This window comes from Pseudonocardia sp. ZF1 (assembly GCF_056835605.1).
Window position 1 is genome coordinate 4176626 of record NZ_JAJNBY010000001.1, and the last position, 20546, is coordinate 4197171.

Sequence of the window (20546 nt, forward strand, 5' to 3'; positions counted from 1 at the left end):
GCCGGGTCACCCCCGGAGGACCGACCATGAGCGACACGTCCCCGGCCCACGGACCCGTCACCGCCCTGCCCCGCGCAGCCGCGACCGGGACCGTCGCCGAGAACGGCGCGGGCAGCACCGTCACCGAGATCGAGCTCGCCGTCGGCGGCATGACCTGTGCCTCCTGCGCCAACCGCATCGAGCGCAAGCTCAACAAGCTCGACGGCGTCACCGCCACCGTCAACTACGCCACCGAGAAGGCGCGGATCAGCGCCCCGGGCGGCGTCGGGCTCGACACCCTGCTCGGGACCGTCGAGGCCGCCGGCTACACCGCCACCCCGCCGAGCGCCGGAGCCGACGAGGATCCCGAGCGCGACCTGCGCGACCTGCGGAACCGGCTCATCGGAGCCGCCGTGCTGTCGGTGCCGGTCGTCGTCCTCGCGATGACGCCCGCGTGGCAGTTCGTCGGCTGGCAGTGGGTGTCGCTGCTGCTGACGCTGCCGGTCTGGGGCTGGGCGGGCGCGCCGTTCCACCGCGCCGCCTGGACGAACCTGCGCCACGGCGCCGCCACGATGGACACCCTCGTCTCGATGGGGACGACGGCCGCGCTCGCCTGGTCGCTCTACGCGCTGTTCCTCGGCACCGCCGGGATGCCCGGCATGGTGCACCCCTTCGAGCTGACGATCTCGCGCACCGACGGCAGCGGGAACATCTACCTGGAGGTCGTCGCCGCGGTCGTCACGTTCGTGCTGGCCGGGCGCTACGTCGAGCTCCGCTCCCGGCGCCGGGCCGGTGCCGCGCTGCGCGCGCTGCTGCAGATGGGCGCGAAGGACGTGACGGTGCTCCGCGACGGCGCCGAGGTGCGCGTCGCCGTCGACGACCTCGCCGTGGGCGAGGAGTTCGTCGTGCGCCCCGGGGAGAAGGTCGCCACCGACGGCGAGGTCGTCGACGGCCGCTCGGCGGTCGACGTCTCGATGCTGACCGGTGAGTCGGTGCCGGTCGAGGTCCGGGCCGGGGACACCGTCGTCGGCGGGTGCGTGAACTCCGGCGGGCGGCTCGTCGTGCGCGCGACCCGGGTCGGCTCGGACACCGCGCTCGCCCAGATGGCGCGGCTGGTCGAGGAGGCGCAGAACGGCAAGGCCGAGGTGCAGCGCCTGGCCGACCGGATCTCCGCGGTGTTCGTGCCCGTCGTCGCCGTGATCGCCGCCGCGACGCTGCTGGTCTGGATCCTCACCGGCGCCCTCGCCTCGACGGCGTTCACCGCCGCCGTCGCCGTACTGATCATCGCCTGCCCCTGCGCGCTCGGGCTGGCCACGCCGACCGCGCTGCTGGTCGGCACCGGGCGCGGCGCCCAGACCGGCATCCTGATCAAGGGCCCCGAGATCCTGGAGTCCACCCGGCGGGTCGACACCGTCGTGCTCGACAAGACCGGCACCGTCACCACCGGGACCATGGCGCTGACCGGCGTGCACACCGCCGACGGCACCGACGAGGCGACCGTGCTGCGCCTCGCCGGGGCCCTCGAGAGCGCCTCGGAGCACCCGGTGGCCGCCGCGATCGCCGGTGCGGCGACCGAGCGGGTCGGTGACCTGCCGGCCGTCACGGACTTCGCCAACCACGAGGGCCTCGGCGTGCAGGGCGTCGTCGACGGCCACGCCGTGCTCGTCGGCCGTCCGCGGCTGCTGGAGCAGTGGTCGGTCCCGCTGCCCGACGACCTCGCCGCGGTCGCCGCGGACGAGGCCGCGCGGGGCCGTACGACGGTCGCCGTCGCGTGGGACGGGGCCGCCCGTGCCGTGTTCGTCGTCGCCGACACCGTGAAGCCGACGTCGGCCGAGGCGATCGCGGAGTTCCGCAGGCTCGGGCTGCGCCCGGTGCTGCTCACCGGGGACAACCGGGCCGTCGCCGAGACCGTGGCCCGTGAGGTCGGCATCGAGCCCGGCCCGGACAGCGTCATCGCCGACGTGCTCCCCGCGGACAAGCTCGCCGTGGTGGAGCGGCTCCAGGAGCAGGGCCGGGTCGTCGCGATGGTCGGCGACGGGGTGAACGACGCGGCCGCGCTCGCCCGGGCCGACCTGGGCCTGGCCATGGGCACCGGCACCGACGTGGCGATCGAGGCGTCGGACATCACCCTGGTCCGGGGTGACCTGCGGGCCGCGGCCGACGCCGTCCGGCTCTCCCGGCGCACCCTGGGCACGATCCGGGGCAACCTGTTCTGGGCGTTCGCCTACAACACGGCCGCGATCCCGCTGGCCGCGTTCGGACTGCTCAACCCGATGATCGCGGGGGCGGCGATGGCGTTCAGCTCGGTGTGCGTGGTGCTCAACAGCCTGCGGCTGCGCCGGTTCCGCCCGCTGGCGGACTGACCCCTGCTCGGCGTCGTCGGCGCGGAACTCCGACGACGCCCCCCGACAGGTCGTCGGCGCTCGTCGTGCGTGCGCGGTGATCGGAGTGGTGTTGGGGGCGGCCCCGCCGGCTGCAGGATCTCAACCGACAGGACCTGGGCCGGCGTACGCCCCGGGTACGAGCGCCGACATGGACCTGACGTACCCCGTGGGCGGCCGCCCACACGTCACCGTTCCGCCGGATGCAGATCCGGGCTGCGGTCGGCCGGTCCGGCGTGCAGGTGGTCCAGGCAACGCCGCAGGTGCAGCACGATCCCCGACGCGGCGAGGCTGTCCTCCCAGCCCGCGCGCTGGGAGTCGAGCCGGTCGGTGACCCGGTCCAGCGCGTCCCGGGCGGCGGCCAGGTGGCGGCGGTGCCCGTCGAGCCCGGCGGGTGCGGGGCCGCGGGTCAGGTGCGCGAGCTCCGCCGACCGGATCGCGGTGGCCAGGCCGCCCATCGCCTCCGCGACCGGGGTGCGCAGCGCGGGGTCGAGGACGAGCACGGTGCGCTCGGCCCACGCCGTCTGGGCCAGGACCGTGCTGATGTCGCGGACGAGCACCGCGAGCTGTTCCAGGGTCTGCGCGGCCTCGTAGAGCTGCTGGCCGCGCGCCCGGTAGGCACGAGCCCGCAGGTTGGCCCGCCGCCCGGCGTCGGCGGAACGGACCGCCTCCCGGGTCGCGTCGATCAGGGGCTCGAAGTGGTGGCGGTGGCGTGTCCACTCCTCGCGCTCCGGCGGCCACTGCTCGGCCAGGACCTCCGCCATCTCCTGCAGGTGGTCGGCGATGCCGTCACGCAGCCGCGCCACCACGCGGTGCGCGCGGGCGTTCTGCGGCGGGGGCGGCAGGACCAGGGTGACCGCGACCCCCACGACCACCCCCAGCAGGGTCTGCCCCAGGTAGCCGGCCATGAACCCGGACGGGTCGGTGGCTCCGATGAGGATGGTGAACAACGCCGCGGTCGGGATCAGGTCCCGGGCGGTGGCCAGCACGGGGACGGCACCCGCCGCGATCCCGGCCAGCACAGCCGCGGCCACCGCCCACCACTGCGCGCCGCCCAGGTGCAGGGCGGCGGCGCCGAGACCGACACCGAGCCCGGTGGCGAGCACGGCGTGCAGGCTCTGGCGCAGCGAGTCGAAGACGGTCGGGTAGCAGACGAGCAGGGCACCGAGCGGTGCGTAGTAGGGGTACTGGCCGAGCACACCGGGGACGAGGGTGGCGAGGTACCAGGCCGCGCCGGCTGCGGCGCCGGCCCGCCACGCCAGTCGCATGCGGTGGCGCAGCCCCTCGGTGAACGGGGAGGCCGGGGAGTTCGGGTGGTGCGGGATCAACGACGGCTCCGTCGGTCGTGCAGGTGATACGGGAAGCGGGGCCGGCTGTTCGACCGCGGAGGAGCCCTGGCCACCCGACGGCCGCGGAGAACGCGGTGGAGTCCGGGGTGGCGCCGTGCGCACACGGGCGCGGGCCGCTGGAGGACTACCCACGACCGCGCGGCACAAACCCGGGCGGTGGCAGGATGTGCCGGTGCGCGCCGTCGTGATCGGCCACGACCACGTCGCCGGCCTCGGGGCGCTGGGACCGGCCCTGGAACGACGCGGGATCCGTCCGGAGTGGACGACGGTGGTGCCCGCGGACCGGTACGACGCCCCGGACGTCGACGCCGGGTTCCCCGACCCGACGGGGGCCGGCCTGGTGGTCACCCTCGGCGCGCCGTGGCCGAGGGAGCGGATCGCGGGGTGGGCGGTCCGTGAGGTCGCGTTCCTGCGCCGGGCGCACGACGCCGGTGTGCCGGTGCTGGCGATCTGCTTCGGCGCCCAGCTCCTCGCCGAGGCGCTCGGCGGCTCCCGGACGACGCTGCCGACCGCCCGGATCGGATGGCACACGGTCGACCCGGCCGACGGCCGCCTCCCGGCCGGGCCGTGGTTCTGCTGGAACGCCGAGCAGCTCGTCGCACCGCCCGGGGCGGAACTGCTCGCCGCCGGCGGGGCCGGACACGAGGCGTTCGTGGCCGGTCGCAGCGTGGGCGTGCAGTTCCACCCCGAGATGACCGTGGACCTGCTGGAGCGCTGGTACACCCTCGGTGTGCCCGACGGCCTCGACGCGGGGGCCCTGCGGGCGGCGACGGCGGCCCAGGACCCGCAGCGGCTCGCCGAGCGGGCCGAGCGGGTCCTGGCGCTCGCGCTCAGGCCCCCAGGAAGTGCTCCAGGGTGATCGGCAGCGACCGGACCCGCACGCCGGTGGCGTGGTGGGCGGCGTTCGCGACGGCCGCGGCCACCCCGACGATCCCGATCTCCCCGATCCCCTTGGCGCCCACCGGGTTGACGTGCGGATCGTCCTCGTCGACCCACTCGGCGTCGATGTCGCCGACGTCGGCGTTCGCCGCCACGTGGTAGCCGGCGAGGTCGTGGTTGACGACGTGCCCGCGGGCCGGGTCGACGACGCCCTCCTCGTGCAGCGCCATCGACAGCCCCCACACCATCCCGCCGAGGAACTGCGAGCGCGCGGTCAGCGGGTTGAGGATGCGGCCCGCGGCGAACACCCCCAGCATCCGCGGCACCCGGATCTCGCCGGTGTCGGCGTGCACCGCGACCTCGACGAAGTGCGCCCCGTGCGCGCCCATCGCGTACTCGGCCATCGCCGGGTCGTGCCCGGCGACGCCGTCGGCCTCCGCCGCGTCCTCGGGGTCGGTGCCCCACTTGTCGCGGAACCGGTCGGCGGCCTCGACGATCGCCGTCGCCCAGGACGCGGTACCCGCCGACCCACCGGCCATGGTCGCGTGCGGCAGCCCGGTGTCGCCGAGGTTCAGGTCGACCTGCGCGGGCCGCACCCCGAGCGCCTCGGCCGCGATCTGGGTGAGCACCGTGCGGGCGCCCTGCCCGATGTCGGCCGCGGCGATGTCCACCCGGTAGCGGCCCGGCGCACCGGCACCGCCGTCGGCGTACCGGATCGCGGCGGCGGAGCCGGGCATCGCGAAGGTCGGGAAGAACGCGGCGGCGACGCCGGTGCCGTGCCACCAGCCGTCGACGAGCCGGGTGCGCGGGCGCGGGTCCCGGTCGGCCCAGCCGAACCGCTCGGCGCCGCGCCGCAGGCAGGCCACGAGGTTGCGGCTGGAGAACGGCCTGCCGGTGTCGGGGTCGACGTCGGGCTCGTTGCGGATCCGCAGCTCGACCGGGTCGATCCCGAGCGCGACGGCGAGCTCGTCCAGCGCGGACTCCGCGCCGAAGCTGCCGGGCGCCTCGCCGGGTGCGCGCATGTACGTCGGCGTGGACAGGTCCAGCGGCACGACCCGGTGCGAGGTCCGCCGGTGCGGCGACGCGTAGAGGTGCCTGCTGATCACTGCGGTCGGCTCGCCGAACTCGGCCATCCGCGCGCCGGACTCGACGACGTCGTGGGCGAGGGAGTGCAGCCGCCCGTCGGTCCCGGCACCGAGCCGGACCCGCTGCACGGTCGCCGGGCGGTAGCCGGTCAGGTCGGTCATCTCGCGGCGGGTCAGCGCCAGCTTGACCGACCGTCCGGGGACCGCCCGGGCGGCGACGACGGCCAGCACCGACCCGCCGTGCAGCGTGCCCTTGGTACCGAACCCGCCGCCGACGTGCGGTGAGACGACGGTGACGTCGTCGTCGCCGATACCGAACATCTGCGCGAGCTCGCGCCGGGCCGACCACACCGCCTGCGAGGCCTCGAACAGCGTGAGGTGGTCGCCGTCCCAGCGGGCGACGGTGCTGTGCGGCTCCATCGGGTGGTGGTACTCGATCGGCGTCCGGTAGGTGGCGTCGACCTGCACCGGGGCCGCGGCGAACGCGGCGTCCGGGTCGCCGGTGGTGGCGTCCGGCGGGAACGCGACGACGACCTCGGGGGTGTAGGCCTCCGGCGAGGCCGGGTCGAACGCGGTGGTGGCCGGCTCGGCGTCGTAGGTGACGACGACCAGGTCCGCCGCCTCCCGGGCCGCCTCGGCGGTCTCGGCGAGCACGGCGGCGACGTACTGGCCGCGGTGGTGCACCTCGCCGGACTGCAGCACCGTCTGTTCGGGGGTGGCGCTGCCGTCGATCCGGGGCGCGGTGTCCGGGGTGAGCACCGCGACCACCCCGGGCACTGCGGCCGCGGCGGTGGTGTCGACGGCGCGGACCCGACCGCGGGCGACCGTGGCGCCGACGCCGCGCAGGTGCAGCGGGTCGACCGCGTCCTGCTCGTAGGCGTAGACGGCGTTGCCGGTGACCTTGGCGGGGCCCTCGATCCGGGTGTGCGAGGTGCCCGCGGCGCCGTCGGTCGTGGTGCCGGGGGTGACGGTGCTGGTCATGCGGCCTCCGTCCGGTGCGCGGCGAGGCCGCGCAGGGTGGCGGTGACCGTGCCGGCCACCAGCGGGATCTTGAAGGCGTTGCCGCCGACGGCGGTGTCGACGGCACGGGCGTCGGCGGTCTCGGCCGCCGCGGCGGCGCGGAACGCCTCGTCGGTGGCGGGCCCGCCGAGCAGCGCCTGCTCGGCGCGGTGCGCCCGCCACGGCCGGTGCGCGACCCCGCCGAGGGCGATCCGCACGTCGCGGACGGTGCCGTCGTCGGCGACGTCGAGGGCCGCGGCGACCGACACCAGTGCGAACGCGTACGAGGCGCGGTCGCGGACCTTGCGGTAGGTGGAGTGCGCGGCGACCGGCAGCGCGGGCAGCTCGACCGAGGTGATCAGCTCCCCGTGCTCCAACACGGTGTCGCGGCCCGGGTCGTCGCCGGGCAGCCGGTGCAGCTCGGTGGCGGCGACGGTGCGCTCCCCGTCCGGGCCGAGGACGTGCACGCGGGCGTCGAACGCGGCCAGCGCGACCGCCATGTCCGACGGGTGGGTCGCGATGCAGCCGCCCTCGGGTGCGCCGAGGATCGCGTGGTGGCGGGCCCAGCCGTGCTGCGCGGAGCAGCCCTGCCCGGGGTCACGCTTGGTACAGGGCGCGGTGAGGTCGGCGAAGTAGGAGCAGCGGGTGCGCTGCAGCAGGTTCCCGCCGGTCGTCGCCATGTTGCGCAGCTGCCCCGAGGCCCCGGCGAGCAGCGCCGCGGACAGTGCCGGGTAGTCGCGCCGGACCCGCGGGTCCACGGCGACGTCGGTGTTGCGGGCGCCCGCGCCGATGGACAGGCCGCCGTCGGCGGTCGGGGTGATCCCGGTGGGCAGCAGGCCGGTGACGTCGACGAGCGTGCCCGGCTCGACCAGGCCCAGCTTGAGGTGGTCGACGAGGTTGGTCCCGCCGGCCAGGTAGGCGGCGGACGGGTCGGCGGAGACGACGGCGACCGCAGCCGCGGCGTCGCCGGGACGGGTGTAGGCGAACGGCTTCACCGCGACGCCCCCGTCCCGGTGCCCACGGCACCGACGGCGTCGACGATTCCGGAGTAGGCGGCGCAGCGGCACAGGTTCCCGGACAGGCGCTCGGCGATCTCGGCGCGGTCCAGCACGGCCGGCCCGTCGCCGGACAGGTCGGCGGTGACCGCGCTGGGGTGCCCGGCGCGGGCCTCGTCCAGCATCCCGACGGCCGAGCAGATCTGGCCGGGGGTGCAGTAGCCGCACTGGTAGGCGTCGTGCGCGACGAAGGCCTCGGCGAGCGGGTGCAGGTCCGCGCCGGCGCCGAGGCCGTCGGCGGTGGTGACCGCGGCGTCGTCGTGGGCGACGGCGAGCGAGAGGCAGGACAGCACGCGGCGGCCCGGCCCCTGTTCGCCGGGTGCGGCCAGCAGGACGGTGCACGCACCGCACTGGCCGTGGTCGCAGCCCTTCTTGGCGCTGGTCACGCCGAGCCGGTCACGCAGCGCGTCGAGGACGGTGGTCCGGGTGTCGACCGTCAGCTCGTGGCGACGGCCGTCGACGGTGAGGGAGATCGTGGAGTCCACGATGGTGCGCTCCTTCGGGAGACGGAGTGGAGAGCTCGAAACGGAGCCTCCTCCGGAAATATAGGAACGCTGTTCCGGTTACGCAACCCGGAGGCCCGCGAGGAAGAAGCCGACGGCGCGGCGGGCGTCGTAGGCGGAGTCGGCCTCGGCACCGAAGCACAGGTTGCCGATCCCCCGCAGCACCTCGTAGGCGGTGACGTCGGACGGCAGCTGCCCGGCCTCCCGCGCCGCCCGGACGATCTCCTCCCCCGCCGGCAGCAGGCGCTCCAGGAACAGCTCGTGCAGCGCGGCGGAGCGGCCGTCGTCGTGGACGAGCATCGCGACCAGCCCGTGCTTGGTGACGAGCAGGTCGACGAACTCCCCGACCCAGGCCGTGAGGGCGTCGAACGGCGTCGGACCGGCGTCCAGGCAGGTCCGTGCGGCCGCCGCACACCCCTCGACCTGGTGCCGGTAGACGGCGACGACCAGGTCGGGCCGGGTCGGGAAGTGCCGGTAGACCGTCCCCACGCCGACCCCCGCGCGGGCGGCGATCGCCCGGACCGGCGCGTCGACGCCCGCGGTCACGAACTCGGCCGCGGCGGCCTCGAGCAGGGCGGCACGACTGCGCCGGGCGTCGGACCGGACCGGTTCCCGCTGCACTCCCACCGCACACTCCCTTGCTGACCGGAACACTGTTCCGCATCGTACCCGGAACACTGTTCCGTTTCATCGTCCGCACTCGCCCCGCACAGGAGTTCCCGTGTCCCGAGCGTCCATCGGCATCATGACCGCCCAGATGCAGACCACCTACGACGACCTGCTGCGCGTCTGGCTGGAGGCCGACGAGCTGCCCGGCATCGAGCACGCCTGGCTGTTCGACCACCTCATGCCGATCGGTGGCGACCCGCTGGGACCGGCCCTCGACGGCTGGACCACCCTGTCCGCGCTCGCCGCTCGGACCCGACGGCTGCGTCTGGGTCTGCTGGTCACCAGCAACCGTTTCCGCCCGCCCGCGGTGCTGGCCAAGATCGCGACGACGGTCGACGTCGTCTCCGGCGGACGGCTCGACCTGGGCATCGGCGTCGGGTCCCGCCCGGACCACCCGCTCGCCCGCCGCGAGTACGAGGCGCACGGCCTGCCCTTCGCCGCCACCGCCGACGCCGTCACCGCGCTCGACGAGGCCTGCACGGTGATCCGGCGGCTGTGGACCGAGACCGAGCCGTTCGACGTCGACGGCGAGCAGGTGCGGCTCACCGGCGCGTTCGGCAGCCCGAAGCCGGTGCAGGCCCACCCGCCGATCGTGATCGGCGGACGGGCCAGGGCGACGCTGCGGATCGCGGCCCGGCACGCCGACGTCTGGAACATCCCCGGCGGCGACCTCGACGACGCCGTCGCCCGCAGCGCGCTGCTCGACGAGCTGTGCGCCGACATCGACCGGGACCCGGCGGAGATCACCCGGTCGATCCACCTGGGCGTCTCCTACGACGACCCGGCGGACGCCCGCGAGCGGGTGTCCGCCGCCGTCGGCGCGGGCTTCGGGCACGTGGTCCTGGGGCTGCCCGCCCCGTTCCCGCAGGGTGCCGCCCGCTGGGTGGCCGACGAGATCGTCGCGCAGGTTTAGCCGACCGGATAGTTCGGTCATCTAACTACCATGGCCTCCTCCCGGCACGCCCTCATCTCCGGCGCCGGCATCGCCGGCTCCGCGCTCGCCCTGCGCCTGGCCGCGTACGGCTGGCGGACGACCGTCCTGGAGCGCGCGCCGCGGCAGCGCGACGAGGGGCACAACATCGACGTCCGTGGCACCGCCCGTGAGGTCCTGCGCCGGATGGGCCTGGAGGACGCCGTGCGGGCCGCCGGCACCCGCGAGGTCGGCTTCCGCGTGATCGGCGACGACGGGCGCCCGGTCGCCGAGATCCCGATGGACCCGACCGGGTCGGCCGACGGTCCGACCGCCGAGCTGGAGATCCTGCGCGGCGAGCTGGCCCGGGTGCTGATCGGGGCCGCGCCGGGGTCCACGGCGTTCCGGTTCGGCACCCGGATCACCGGCGTCGAGGACCGGGGCGCCGGCGACGGCCCGGCCCGGGTCGCCCTCGACGACGGCACCACGGTCACCGCCGACCTCGTCGTGGTCGCCGAGGGGCTGCGGTCGCGAACCCGCGACCTGGTGTTCGCCGACGTCACCGTCCGCGAGACCGGCCTGTACGGCGCCTACCTGACGGTCCCCCGCACCGCCGACGACGACGCCTGGTGGAACTGGTTCCACGAGACCGGCTCGCGCGGGGTGCACCTGCGCCCGGACAACCTGGGCACCACCCGCGCCATGCTGACCTTCCTGTCCGGGGTGCGCGGCCTGGAGACCCTCGGCGACGCCGACGTCCGCACCGTCCTGCGGCGGACCTTCGCCGATGCGGGCTGGGTCGCCCCGCGGATCATGCGGGAGCTCGGCGACGGGCCGGGCGGGGCCCCGATGTACTTCGACGCCGTCGGGCAGGTCACGGCCCCGCGCTGGAGCTCGGGACGGGTGGTACTGCTCGGCGACGCCGCGTACTGCCCGTCGCCGCTGGGCGGCGGGGGCACGAGCCTGGCCCTGATCGGTGCCTACGTACTGGCCGGGGAGCTGGCCTCCCGCCCCGGCGACACCGCGGGTGCGCTGCACCGCTACGAGGAGCTGCTGAGGCCCGCGACCGAGCAGGCGCAGAAGCTGCCGCCGCTGACGCTGGCCAACCCGCGGACCCGGGCCGGGATCCGGACGCTGCGCACCGCGTTCCGGGCCGTCGCGAGCCCGGTCGGGAAGCGGGTGACCGGGCTGCTCGGGGCCACCCCGACCGGCGCGGTCGACGCGTTCCGGCTCCCGGACTACCCGGCGCCGAGCTCGTCGAGCGTGGCGACGACCGCGCGCAGGTAGCGCTCGACGACCTCGCCCTCGTCGGCGGAGAGGCGGCGGGCGACGTCGTCGAGGGCCCGGACGGCCGGCTCCCACTGCGCGAGCCGCGCGCGGAAGGACTCCTCCCGCGAGCGCACGGTGACCCGGCGGCGGTCGTGCGGGTCGGGGACACGCTCGAGGTGGCCGGCCGCCTCGAGCCGGTCGATCAGCGCGGTGGTCGAGGCCGGCCGCAGGTCCAGCCGCCGGGCCAGCTCGGTCGGCCCGAGCGAGCCGTGCACGTCGAGCAGCCGCAACGCCCACAGGTCGGTCGGGTGCAGCCCCGCCCGCCGGGCCTGCCTGCCGGTGAACTCGTGGGTCGCCCGGTTCACCGCCTCCAGCGCGACGGTCGGGCCGGCCAGCCCCTCCAGCAGGTGTCGTCGCTCGCCCATGCGGCCTCCCGGCGTCGGTCCACGGCACCGTAGCCGGACGGGCCCGGCCGCAGCCGCGGCAGGACCGGTCACGAGGTGGTCACGAATTCGCGACGCCGTTTCGGGGACACCTCCCCGCTCTCGACCGTCGAATGGGAATGAATCCGCATTAACTGATCGACGACCCGCAGGTGACGGCCCTGCGCAACCTTCCACCCGATCGGGTGACGCCATATTTCTGCGCACCATTCCCGACGGCGACCCGACGATTTCCCGGAACCGCCCCGTGCGTAATCTCCGGAATCGTGATCGAGCTGGAGGGGGTCTCCAAGGTCTACCGGACCGGAGCCCTCGAGCTGCGCGCACTCGACGCCGTGGACCTGCACGTCGACGACGGCGACCTCGTCGCGATCATGGGCCCCTCCGGCTCGGGCAAGTCCACGATGATGAACATCCTCGGCTGCCTCGACGTGCCGAGCTCCGGCGCCTACCGGCTCGACGGCATCGACGTCGGCCGGATGTCGGACAACCGGCTCGCCGACGTCCGGCTGCAGAAGATCGGTTTCGTCTTCCAGTCGTTCAACCTGCTGCCGCGCACCTCGGCGCTGGCCAACGTGGAGCTGCCGCTGGTCTACGCCGGCGGGCGCGACCGCCGGGGCCGGGCGCGGCGCGCGCTGGAACGGGTCGGGCTCGGCGACCGCGGCGACCACCGGCCCAACGAGCTCTCCGGCGGCCAGCAGCAGCGCGTCGCGGTGGCCCGTGCCCTGGTCACCGACCCCTCGATGATCCTGGCCGACGAGCCGACGGGGAACCTCGACACCGCCTCGACCACCGACGTCATGAACCTGTTCGTGGAGCTGAACGAGAGCGGCCGCACCGTCGTGCTGATCACCCACGAGCCCGAGGTCGCGGAGTTCGCCAAGCGCGTGGTGACCCTGCGCGACGGCCGGATCGTGGGTGACGAGCGCCGATGACGATCTGGGAGTCCGCGCGGATCGCGGTACGGGGCCTGCGGGCCGGGCCGCTGCGGTCGCTGCTGACGATGCTCGGGATCATCATCGGGGTCGCCGCGGTGATCGTGCTGGTCGCGTTCGGCAACGGTCTGCAGCGCTTCGTCGCCGACGCGTTCGGCCCGCTCGCCAACCAGATCCAGATCACCCCGGACCGCGGTGGCATCAGCGGCAGCGGCACGCCGCGCGACCTCACCGACGCCGACGTCCGCGCCCTGCGGGACCGGGCCTCCGCACCCGCGGTCGCCTCGGTCAGCCCGACGGTGACCGGCTCGGCGCAGCTGCAGCTGGCCGGTGGCGGGAGCGTCCGCAGCGGCGTGACCGGCGCCGACGCCGACTACCTCGACATCACCAACCGGGAGCTCGTCGTCGGGTCGTTCTTCGACGACCGCCAGGCCACGACCCGGGCGAAGGTCGTCGTGCTCGGCCCCAACCCGGTGGCGACGCTGTTCGGCGGCCGCGCCGGCGAGGCGCTCGGCTCGGAGGTGCGGATCGGCCGCACCTCGTTCCGGGTGATCGGCGTGCTCGCCGCCAACGGTCAGCAGGACGACATCGCCGTCATGCCGCTGGGCGCCGCACGCGCCTACCTGACCGGTGGCGGCGACGTCGTCGACCAGATCACCGTGCGCGCGGTGTCCACCGACGCGGTGCCGCAGGCGGTCGAGCAGGTCACGACGGTCCTCGACGACCGGCACCGCATCGACGACCCGCAGGACCGCGACTACACCGTCACCGCGCTGCAGAGCCTGCTCGACCAGTCCTCGCAGGTCCTGAGCTTCGTGACGATCTTCGTCGCGGCGGTCGCGGGCATCTCGCTGCTGGTCGGGAGCATCGGCGTCGCCAACATCATGCTGGTCACGGTGACCGAGCGGACCCGCGAGATCGGTATCCGCAAGGCCATCGGCGCGCGCCGCCGCGCGATCCTGCAGCAGTTCCTCATCGAGGCGATGGTCCTCACCGGCATCGGCGGGGTCATCGGGATCCTGGTCGGCGTCGGTGTGTCCGTGCTGGCCGGGATCGTCCTGCCCCGCCTCGTACCCGACTTCCCCGCCCCGACGGTGTCGGCCGGATCGGTGGTGCTCGCCTTCGGGGTGAGCCTGCTGATCGGGCTGCTCGCGGGCGGTTTCCCCGCCAACCGGGCCGCGCGGATGCGGCCCATCGACGCCCTGCGGCACCAGTGACAGCGCCCGCGACAGCACCGAGGAGCACTTCATGACCCGACTGCGGCTCGCGGGCAGCCTGCTGCTCGCCGGACTCGTCGGCCTCACGGCCTGCACCGGAGGGGACCAGCCGTCGCCGACGGCCGTCGTCGACCGGGGTGTGGTCTCCACCGGGGTGTCGGCGTCGGGGTCGCTGGTGTCGATCACCCAGCAGAACCTCGGGTTCACCGACGGCGGCCGGGTCACCGAGCTGCTCGTGGAGGTCGGCGAGACCGTGGCCGCCGGGCAGCCGCTCGCCCGGCTCGACGACGCCGAGGCCCTGTCCCAGGTCGCCGCCGCGCAGGCGGGGCTGGACCAGCAGCAGGCGTCGCTGGGCAAGCTGACCGGCGCGAACACCGTCGAGGCCGCGCAGGCGTCCCTGGCCTCGGCCGAGTCGGTACTGGCCGCGACCCGCGACCAGGTCGGGGCGCAGAACGCGGCGAACGACACCGCCGTCGAGCGGGCGAGGGTCCAGCTCGCCTTCGACCGCAAGCAGCTCGCCGCGGCCCAGGAGAAGCTGGAGACCGACCGGCGGGCCTGCAAGCGCTCCGGCGGCAGCACCGCGTCCGCGACCCCGGAGCCCACCGCCGACCCGTCCGGCGGCGGGCTGCTCGGCGGGCTGTCCGGCGGGTCCGGCACCTCGGGCGGGTCCGGCCTCGGCGCGGCGACGACCGACCCGGCCTGCACCGCCGTCGCCACCGACGAGCAGGCCGTGACGACGGCGAAGGGCCAGGTCATCACCTCGCAGACGGCGCTGGCGCAGGCCGAGGGCACCCGCGACACCGGCGCCGCCTCCGGCCGGGTCTCGATCGCGAACGCCGAGAGCGCGGTGTCCGACGCCCGCTCGCAGCTCACCGGGGCGAACAACGACGCACCGGCCGACGTCGCGGTGCAGGACGCCGTGGTCGCCGACGCCCGCAACACCCTCGCCGATGCCCAGCGCGCCCTCGACGACACCCTGCTGCGCGCCCCGGTCGCCGGCACCGTGTCCGCGATCAACGGCGCGGTCGGTGACGTCGTGCCCGCCGCGAGCGCCGCGACCGCGCTCGCCCCCGGCACCGACGCCCGGATCCCGCAGGCCGTCGGGTCGGCGTCGGCGGCCTCGGGCGGCGCGGGGGCCGCCGGTGGCGGCGCGTCCGCGGCGGGCGGGGCACCGTTCCTCACCCTCAACGACCTGCAGACCTATCAGCTGGTCGTCCCGTTCGAGGAGAGCGACGCCGCGCGGGTCGCGCCGAACCAGACCGTCGACGTCACCGTCGACGCGCTGCCCGGGGTGAGCCTGCCGGCGACCGTGGTGGCCGTCGCGCCGACCGCGACGCAGCTGTCGGGCGTCGTGAGCTACTACGCGACCGTCGTGCTGAACCGCACCGACCCGCAGCTGCGCGACGGCCAGACCGCGCAGGCCGACGTGCGCACCGAGGCCCGCAACGGGGTGCTGCGGGTGCCGAACACCGCCGTCCGGCAGGAGGGCGGCCGCTCGGTCGTCGACGTGCCCGGCGACGACGGCGCCGCGGTGACCCGGCAGTTCGTCCCCGGCCTGGTGGGCGACCAGTTCACCGAGGTGCGGTCCGGCCTCGACGACGGCCAGCAGGTCCTGCTGCCGCAGGCCACCGTCGAGGCGACGCCGGGCCGTCCTGGCGGCGGGCCCGGCGGGGGTGGCCAGGGCGGGAACTGACCGCCGCGGGATCACGCTCGGCGGCCCGCTCGCCCGTTCACCGAGTCACGGGTGTCGGTCGTTCGGTCCCGCAACGATCACTGCCAGGCTGGCCCACGCACATCCGTAGGACGCGGTCCCGGGCCGCATCGGGAAGGAGCAGTCGTGGGCGACATCGCCGGCAAGTTCGACAAGGCGTACGAGGGCAAGGGTGTCGAGGAGCTGGCCGACGCCCCCGTCGACCGCTGAAGGGCGTCTCCGAGGGCGACGCGAAGCTCCTCAAGGAGGCGTTCAACATCACGACCGTCCGTGACCTGGGCACCAACAAGTTCTTCCTCTGGGCGCAGGCGATCAGCAAGCTCGCGGACTGAGCAGCCCGGTGCGGGGCGGTGCGCGCGTCACCGCCGCCCCGCCCCGCACCCCGCGGCGGACACACACTCTTCACACGGTTACCCCGCGCGGCCCTACCCCGGTCCGGCCCGTACTTCCTAGCTTGTCCCCACACCCGGCGGTCCCCGCCGGTGCGGACGCGCCCAGGAGGACGACATGGCCCAGGATCCATCGGACTACCTGGAGCGACGCCGGCTGCGGACCGGGGCCGCGGGCTGGGTCCTGCTGGCCGGGCTCGGCGTCAGCTACGTCATCTCCGGCGACTACTCCGGCTGGAACTTCGGTCTCGCCCAGGGCGGGTTCGGCGGGTTGCTGATCGCCGGTGTCGTCATCGCGGGCATGTACTTCGCGATGGTGCTGGGCATGGCCGAGCTGTCCTCGGCGCTGCCCGCCGCGGGCGGCGGCTACACCTTCGCCCGCCGCGCGCTGGGCCCGTGGGGCGGGTTCGCGACCGGCACCGCGATCCTCATCGAGTACGCCATCGCCCCCGCGGCGATCGCCACCTTCATCGGCGCCTACGTCGAGTCACTCGGCCTGTTCGGGATCACCGACGGCTGGTGGGTCTACCTCGCCGCCTACCTGGTGTTCATCGGTATCCACATCGCCGGGGTCGGCGAGGCCCTCAAGGTCATGTTCGTGATCACCGCGATCGCCGTGCTCGGGCTGCTGATCTTCGCCGTCGCCGCCGTGCCGCTGTTCGACGCCGCGAACCTCGTGGACATCGCGCCGACCGCGGCCGCCGGGGCGTCACCGTTCCTGCCGTTCGGCTACCTGGGGATCTGGTCGGCGGTGCCGTTCGCGATCTGGTTCTTCCTCGCGCTGGAGGGCGTCCCGCTGGCCGCGGAGGAGGCACGCGACCCCGAGCGCAACGTGCCCCGTGGGATCGTCGCCGCGATGCTGGTCCTGCTCGTCACCGGGGCACTGGTGCTGGTCCTCGCGACCGGCGCGCTCGGCGCGCAGGCGCTGTCGGAGTCGGGAAACCCGCTCGTCGAGGCGCTCGGCGGGTCGACCGCCGGGGTCGTCGTCAACTACGTCGGTCTGGCCGGGCTCGTCGCGAGCTTCTTCTCGATCATCTACGCCTACTCCCGCCAGACCTTCGCGCTGTCGCGTGCCGGGTACCTGCCGCGGGTGCTGTCGGTGACCAACAGCCGCAAGGCCCCCACCCTCGCCCTGATCGTCCCCGGCGCGATCGGATTCCTGCTCTCGCTGACCGGGCAGGGGGACGTGCTGCTGAACATGGCGGTGTTCGGGGCCGCGCTGTCGTACGTGCTGATGATGGTCAGCCACATCGTGCTGCGCCGGACCGCGCCGGAGATGCCGCGGCCCTACCGGACCCCCGGCGGCGTCGTCACGACCGGGTTCGCGCTGGTCGTCGCCGTGCTCGCCGTCATCGCGACGTTCCTCGTCGACCCGGTCGCGGCGGGCGCGACCCTCGGCGCCTTCGCCCTGTTCATGCTGTACTTCGCGCTCTACTCCCGACACCACCTGGTCGCCGCGGCCCCCGACGAGGAATTCGCGGCGCTGGCACAGGCGGAGGCCGAGTTCACGTGACGACCCGCAGGGCCTCCGTCGGGGGGCACACCCACGAGTTCGCGGACCTGCGGGCGCTGCTGGCCGCCGCCACCCCGGAACGCTCCGGGGACGTGCTGGCCGGTGTCGCCGCCCGCTCGGAGTCCGAGCGCGTGGCCGCCCAGACGGTGCTCGCCGACCTGCCGCTCGCGACGTTCCTGACCGAGCAGGTCGTCCCCTACGAGGACGACGACGTGACCCGGTTGATCGTCGACTCGCACGACCGCGCGGCGTTCGCCCCGGTCGCGTCGATGACCGTCGGCGGGTTCCGTGAGCACCTGCTCGACCCGACCACCGACACCACCGCGCTCGCGCCCGGCCTGACCCCGGAGATGGTCGCGGCGACGGCCAAGCTGATGCGGCTGCAGGACCTGATCGCCGTCGCGCGGCGCACCCCGGTCGTCACCGCGTTCCGCTCGACGGTCGGGCTGCCCGGCACGATGGCGACCCGGCTGCAGCCCAACCACCCCACCGACGACCCGTCCGGGGTGACCGCGTCCATCGTCGACGGGCTGCTGCTCGGCTGCGGCGACGCCGTCATCGGCATCAACCCGGCGACCGACTCGCCGCAGCGCACCACCGACCTGCTGCACCTGGTCGACGAGGTGCGCACCCGCTACGACATCCCCACCCAGTCCTGCGTGCTCGCCCACGTCACGACCTCCATCGAGATCATGGAGCGCGGCGCCCCGGTGGACCTGGTGTTCCAGTCCGTCGCCGGCACCGAGGCGGCGAACACCGGGTTCGGGGTGACCCTGGCGATGCTGCGCGAGGCACACGACGCGGCGCTGTCACTGGGCCGGGGCACCGTCGGCACGAACTGCATGTACTTCGAGACCGGGCAGGGCTCCGCGCTGTCCGCCGACGCCCACCACGGCGTCGACCAGCAGACCCTCGAAGCCCGCGCCTACGCCGTGTGCCGGGCGTTCGACCCGCTTCTGGTCAACACCGTCGTCGGGTTCATCGGGCCGGAGTACCTCTACGACGGCAAGCAGATCACCCGCGCCGGTCTGGAGGACCACCTGTGCGGGAAGCTGCTGGGTGTCCCGATGGGCGTCGACGTCTGCTACACCAACCACGCCGAGGCCGACGCCGACGACACCGACGCCCTGCTCACCCTGCTCGGCGCGGCCGGTTGCTCATTCGTGATCTGCGTGCCCGGCGGCGACGACGTGATGCTCCACTACCAGTCGCTGTCCTTCCACGACGCGCTCTACGCCCGTCAGGTGCTGGGCCTGCGTCCCGCCCCCGAGTTCGAGGGGTGGCTGTCCACCATGGACATGCTGGCACCGGACGGACGGCTCAAGGAGCTGGCCCCCGCGGCGGTCCGTGCGCTGACGGCGGGTGTGGGGTGAGCGCGGCGGACCCGCTGGAGCTGCTGCGGGCCTCCACCCGGGCGCGGGTGGCGCTCGGGCGGGCCGGGGACGCGCTGCCGACCGCGCGGCTGCTGGAGCTGCGCGCCGCGCACGCCGCGGCCCGCGACGCCGTGCACACCCCGCTCGACGTCGACGCGCTCACCGACCGGATCGCCGCGCTCGGGGTGGACACGCTACGCGCCGCCGGGGCCCCGGCCGACCGCACCGAGTACCTGACCCGGCCCGACCTGGGCCGCCGCCTCGCCGACGGCGCCGACCTGCCGCGCGGGGAGCACGACGTGGTGCTCGTCGTCGCCGACGGGCTCTCGCCCCGCGCGGTCGCCGAGCACGCCCCGGGGATGCTGGCCGAGATCCTCGACCGGCTCGACGGGTGGCGGATGGCGCCGGTCGTCGTCGCCACCCAGGCCCGGGTCGCGCTCGGCGACGAGATCGCGACCGCGGTGGGGGCGCGGCACGTCGTCGTGCTCGTCGGGGAGCGGCCGGGGATGAGCTCGGTCGACTCGCTCGGGCTGTACTTCACCTACGACGCCCACCGCGGCCGCCGCGACTCCGAGCGCAACTGCATCTCCAACGTCCGCCCGCCGCACGGCACCGGCTACGCCGCCGCCGCGACCACGCTCGCCCTGCTGATGAGCGAGGCGCGACGGCTCAAGCTGTCCGGGGTCGCGCTCAAGGCGGGCCCGGCACTGCCCTCGGGAGACGCCGGGAGCTGAGCCCGCGCCCGGCAGGTCTCCCTGCGCGCCGTCCTGTCGAGACGCGCGGCGGGATGGACCGGGACCCCCTCCGTCAGCCGCCGACCCGCGGGTGGACGTCGGTGGGCCAGTCGTCGCCGCCCGCTCGCGCCTCCTGCCGGGTCGTCCCGTCCCGCGACGGGCCGGTGGACGCCGCGTCGGCATCGGCGTACTGCTCCCGGATCGCCTCCTGCGCCGAGGACGGCAGCTCGTGCAGCATCGCCTGGACCCGCTCCCGACGACGGTGCACCGCCTGCCGGTCGGGCATCCCGGTCGAGGCCACGAGCTGGGGCTTCATCTCGGGACGCCCCTCCAGCTCACCGCCGGCCTCCTCCATCTCGCGGGCGGCCTGGGCGGCGTCCTTCTCCTCCGACATCCCGATCGGACCCTCCCGACGCCCGTTCAGGAACTGCGCCACCACCGGCTCGTCGGAGGTCAGCAACACCTCACGGGGGCCGAACATCGCCAGGTGCTTGCGGTAGAGCAACCCGATGTTGTCCGGCACCGTCTGCGCCGAGTTGATGTCGTGGGTCACGATCAGGAACGTCGAGTCCGTCATCGCATTCAGATCGATGATCAGCTGGTTCAGATACGCCGTACGCACCGGATCCAGACCCGAGTCCGGCTCGTCGAACAGAATGATCTTCGGATCCAGCACCAACGCCCGCGCCAGCCCCGCCCGCTTACGCATACCACCCGAGATCTCACCCGGCAGCTTGCCCTCGGCACCGACCAGACCGACCATGTCGATCTTCTCCATGACGATGTCGCGGATCGCCGACTCCGACTTGCGCGTGTGCTCCCGCAACGGGAACGCGATGTTGTCGAACAGGTTCATCGACCCGAACAACGCACCGTCCTGGAACAGCACCCCGAACAGCTTCCGGATCTCGTACAGCTCGGACTCCGAGCACTTGCACAGGTCGACGCCCTCGATCACGATCGACCCCCGCTCCGGCTTGAGCAGCCCGATCAGGGACTTCAGGAACACCGACTTACCGGTACCCGACGGTCCGAGCAGCACCGACACCTCACCCGCGGGCAGCGTCAGGGTCACGTCCGACCAGATGTTGGCCCGACCGAAGGACTTCGTCAGCCCCTCGACCTTCACCTCGACACCCGTCATGGGGTCACG

Annotated in this window: 17 protein-coding genes; 10 read left to right on the forward strand and 7 right to left on the reverse strand. The window is 74.5% G+C overall.

Annotated elements, in window-relative coordinates; translation table 11 throughout:
* Window positions 1-149 precede the first annotated feature (149 nt).
* A complete protein-coding gene (locus tag ZF1_RS20105; protein ID WP_357439607.1) occupies window positions 150-2342 on the forward strand; it encodes a heavy metal translocating P-type ATPase in 2193 nt (730 codons plus the stop codon).
* A 206-nt stretch (window positions 2343-2548) separates the two neighbouring features.
* Here the strand turns inward: ZF1_RS20105 and ZF1_RS20110 are convergent, their stop codons facing one another.
* Entirely contained in the window at window positions 2549-3688 is a 1140-nt protein-coding gene (locus ZF1_RS20110) for an FUSC family protein (protein WP_405415851.1), read from the reverse strand.
* Between the two features lie 193 nt (window positions 3689-3881).
* Between ZF1_RS20110 and ZF1_RS20115 the strand changes: the two genes are divergently transcribed.
* The gene (locus ZF1_RS20115; protein ID WP_482638055.1) at window positions 3882-4568 is read left to right on the forward strand and encodes a type 1 glutamine amidotransferase; all 687 of its coding nucleotides are present in this window, start codon (window positions 3882-3884) and stop codon (window positions 4566-4568) included.
* On the opposite strand, the gene ZF1_RS20120 is transcribed toward ZF1_RS20115, so the two are convergent.
* The 4 genes from ZF1_RS20120 to ZF1_RS20135 all read right to left on the reverse strand — a co-directional run bounded on the left by ZF1_RS20120 (window position 4540) and on the right by ZF1_RS20135 (window position 8857).
* A complete protein-coding gene (locus ZF1_RS20120) occupies window positions 4540-6654 on the reverse strand; it encodes a xanthine dehydrogenase family protein molybdopterin-binding subunit (RefSeq protein ID WP_482638056.1) in 2115 nt (704 codons plus the stop codon). The two genes, ZF1_RS20115 and ZF1_RS20120, sit on opposite strands and share 29 nt — an antisense overlap.
* On the reverse strand, window positions 6651-7667 hold the full coding sequence (locus ZF1_RS20125) for an FAD binding domain-containing protein (RefSeq protein WP_346102881.1): 1017 nt from the start codon (window positions 7665-7667) through the stop codon (window positions 6651-6653). The genes ZF1_RS20120 and ZF1_RS20125 overlap by 4 nt, the downstream gene beginning before the upstream one ends.
* Window positions 7664-8212, reverse strand: a complete 549-nt coding sequence (locus ZF1_RS20130; protein WP_346102879.1) for a 2Fe-2S iron-sulfur cluster-binding protein — start codon at window positions 8210-8212, stop codon at window positions 7664-7666. Before ZF1_RS20130 ends, ZF1_RS20125 begins: the two co-directional genes overlap by 4 nt.
* Before the next feature lie 78 nt (window positions 8213-8290).
* Window positions 8291-8857, reverse strand: a complete 567-nt coding sequence (locus ZF1_RS20135) for a TetR/AcrR family transcriptional regulator (protein WP_251786662.1) — start codon at window positions 8855-8857, stop codon at window positions 8291-8293.
* A gap of 130 nt (window positions 8858-8987) precedes the next feature.
* Here ZF1_RS20135 and ZF1_RS20140 point away from each other — a divergent pair, with 130 nt between their 5' ends.
* Both ZF1_RS20140 and ZF1_RS20145 read left to right on the forward strand, forming a co-directional pair.
* Complete coding sequence (locus tag ZF1_RS20140; protein ID WP_237453547.1) at window positions 8988-9812, forward strand: LLM class flavin-dependent oxidoreductase; 825 nt, start codon at window positions 8988-8990, stop codon at window positions 9810-9812.
* 30 nt (window positions 9813-9842) lie between these two features.
* Window positions 9843-11096, forward strand: coding sequence for an FAD-dependent monooxygenase (locus tag ZF1_RS20145; RefSeq protein WP_346102876.1), 1254 nt, complete (start codon window positions 9843-9845; stop codon window positions 11094-11096).
* On the opposite strand, the gene ZF1_RS20150 is transcribed toward ZF1_RS20145, so the two are convergent.
* Window positions 11048-11503 carry a MarR family winged helix-turn-helix transcriptional regulator gene (locus ZF1_RS20150; protein WP_073577371.1) on the reverse strand — a complete coding sequence of 152 codons (456 nt, stop codon included), beginning with the start codon at window positions 11501-11503 and terminating at the stop codon, window positions 11048-11050. The genes ZF1_RS20145 and ZF1_RS20150 overlap by 49 nt on opposite strands.
* 284 nt (window positions 11504-11787) lie before the next feature.
* On the opposite strand from ZF1_RS20150, the gene ZF1_RS20155 reads away from it, so the two are divergent.
* The 6 genes from ZF1_RS20155 (at window position 11788) to eutC (ending at window position 19393) form a co-directional block, all read left to right on the forward strand.
* Window positions 11788-12456 (forward strand): ABC transporter ATP-binding protein, encoded by a 669-nt coding sequence (locus tag ZF1_RS20155; protein ID WP_073577370.1) that lies wholly within the window; start codon window positions 11788-11790, stop codon window positions 12454-12456.
* A complete protein-coding gene (locus ZF1_RS20160) occupies window positions 12453-13673 on the forward strand; it encodes an ABC transporter permease (RefSeq protein ID WP_073577369.1) in 1221 nt (406 codons plus the stop codon). The genes ZF1_RS20155 and ZF1_RS20160 overlap by 4 nt, the downstream gene beginning before the upstream one ends.
* Window positions 13674-13704: 31 nt before the next feature.
* Window positions 13705-15366 carry an HlyD family efflux transporter periplasmic adaptor subunit gene (locus ZF1_RS20165; RefSeq protein ID WP_346102872.1) on the forward strand — a complete coding sequence of 554 codons (1662 nt, stop codon included), beginning with the start codon at window positions 13705-13707 and terminating at the stop codon, window positions 15364-15366.
* Window positions 15367-15891: 525 nt separating this feature from the next.
* The gene (gene eat / locus ZF1_RS20170; RefSeq protein ID WP_482638057.1) at window positions 15892-17286 is read left to right on the forward strand and encodes an ethanolamine permease; all 1395 of its coding nucleotides are present in this window, start codon (window positions 15892-15894) and stop codon (window positions 17284-17286) included.
* Window positions 17283-18659 (forward strand): ethanolamine ammonia-lyase subunit EutB, encoded by a 1377-nt coding sequence (locus tag ZF1_RS20175; RefSeq protein WP_482638058.1) that lies wholly within the window; start codon window positions 17283-17285, stop codon window positions 18657-18659. The genes eat and ZF1_RS20175 overlap by 4 nt, the downstream gene beginning before the upstream one ends.
* Window positions 18656-19393, forward strand: coding sequence for an ethanolamine ammonia-lyase subunit EutC (gene eutC, locus ZF1_RS20180; RefSeq protein ID WP_482638059.1), 738 nt, complete (start codon window positions 18656-18658; stop codon window positions 19391-19393). The genes ZF1_RS20175 and eutC overlap by 4 nt, the downstream gene beginning before the upstream one ends.
* A 73-nt stretch (window positions 19394-19466) precedes the next feature.
* On the opposite strand, the gene ZF1_RS20185 is transcribed toward eutC, so the two are convergent.
* The gene (locus ZF1_RS20185) at window positions 19467-20537 is read right to left on the reverse strand and encodes an ABC transporter ATP-binding protein (protein ID WP_482638060.1); all 1071 of its coding nucleotides are present in this window, start codon (window positions 20535-20537) and stop codon (window positions 19467-19469) included.
* Window positions 20538-20546 lie beyond the last annotated feature (9 nt).

Coding starts and splice junctions, on each gene's coding strand:
- ZF1_RS20120 (WP_482638056.1), bottom strand. CDS start 6,654: ATGACCAGCACCGTCACCCCCGGCACCACGACCGACGGCGCCGCGGGC.
- eat (WP_482638057.1), top strand. CDS start 15,892: ATGGCCCAGGATCCATCGGACTACCTGGAGCGACGCCGGCTGCGGACC.
- ZF1_RS20105 (WP_357439607.1), top strand. CDS start 150: ATGACCTGTGCCTCCTGCGCCAACCGCATCGAGCGCAAGCTCAACAAG.
- ZF1_RS20165 (WP_346102872.1), top strand. CDS start 13,705: ATGACCCGACTGCGGCTCGCGGGCAGCCTGCTGCTCGCCGGACTCGTC.
- ZF1_RS20145 (WP_346102876.1), top strand. CDS start 9,843: ATGGCCTCCTCCCGGCACGCCCTCATCTCCGGCGCCGGCATCGCCGGC.
- ZF1_RS20160 (WP_073577369.1), top strand. CDS start 12,453: ATGACGATCTGGGAGTCCGCGCGGATCGCGGTACGGGGCCTGCGGGCC.
- ZF1_RS20185 (WP_482638060.1), bottom strand. CDS start 20,537: ATGACGGGTGTCGAGGTGAAGGTCGAGGGGCTGACGAAGTCCTTCGGT.
- ZF1_RS20140 (WP_237453547.1), top strand. CDS start 8,988: ATGCAGACCACCTACGACGACCTGCTGCGCGTCTGGCTGGAGGCCGAC.
- ZF1_RS20150 (WP_073577371.1), bottom strand. CDS start 11,503: ATGGGCGAGCGACGACACCTGCTGGAGGGGCTGGCCGGCCCGACCGTC.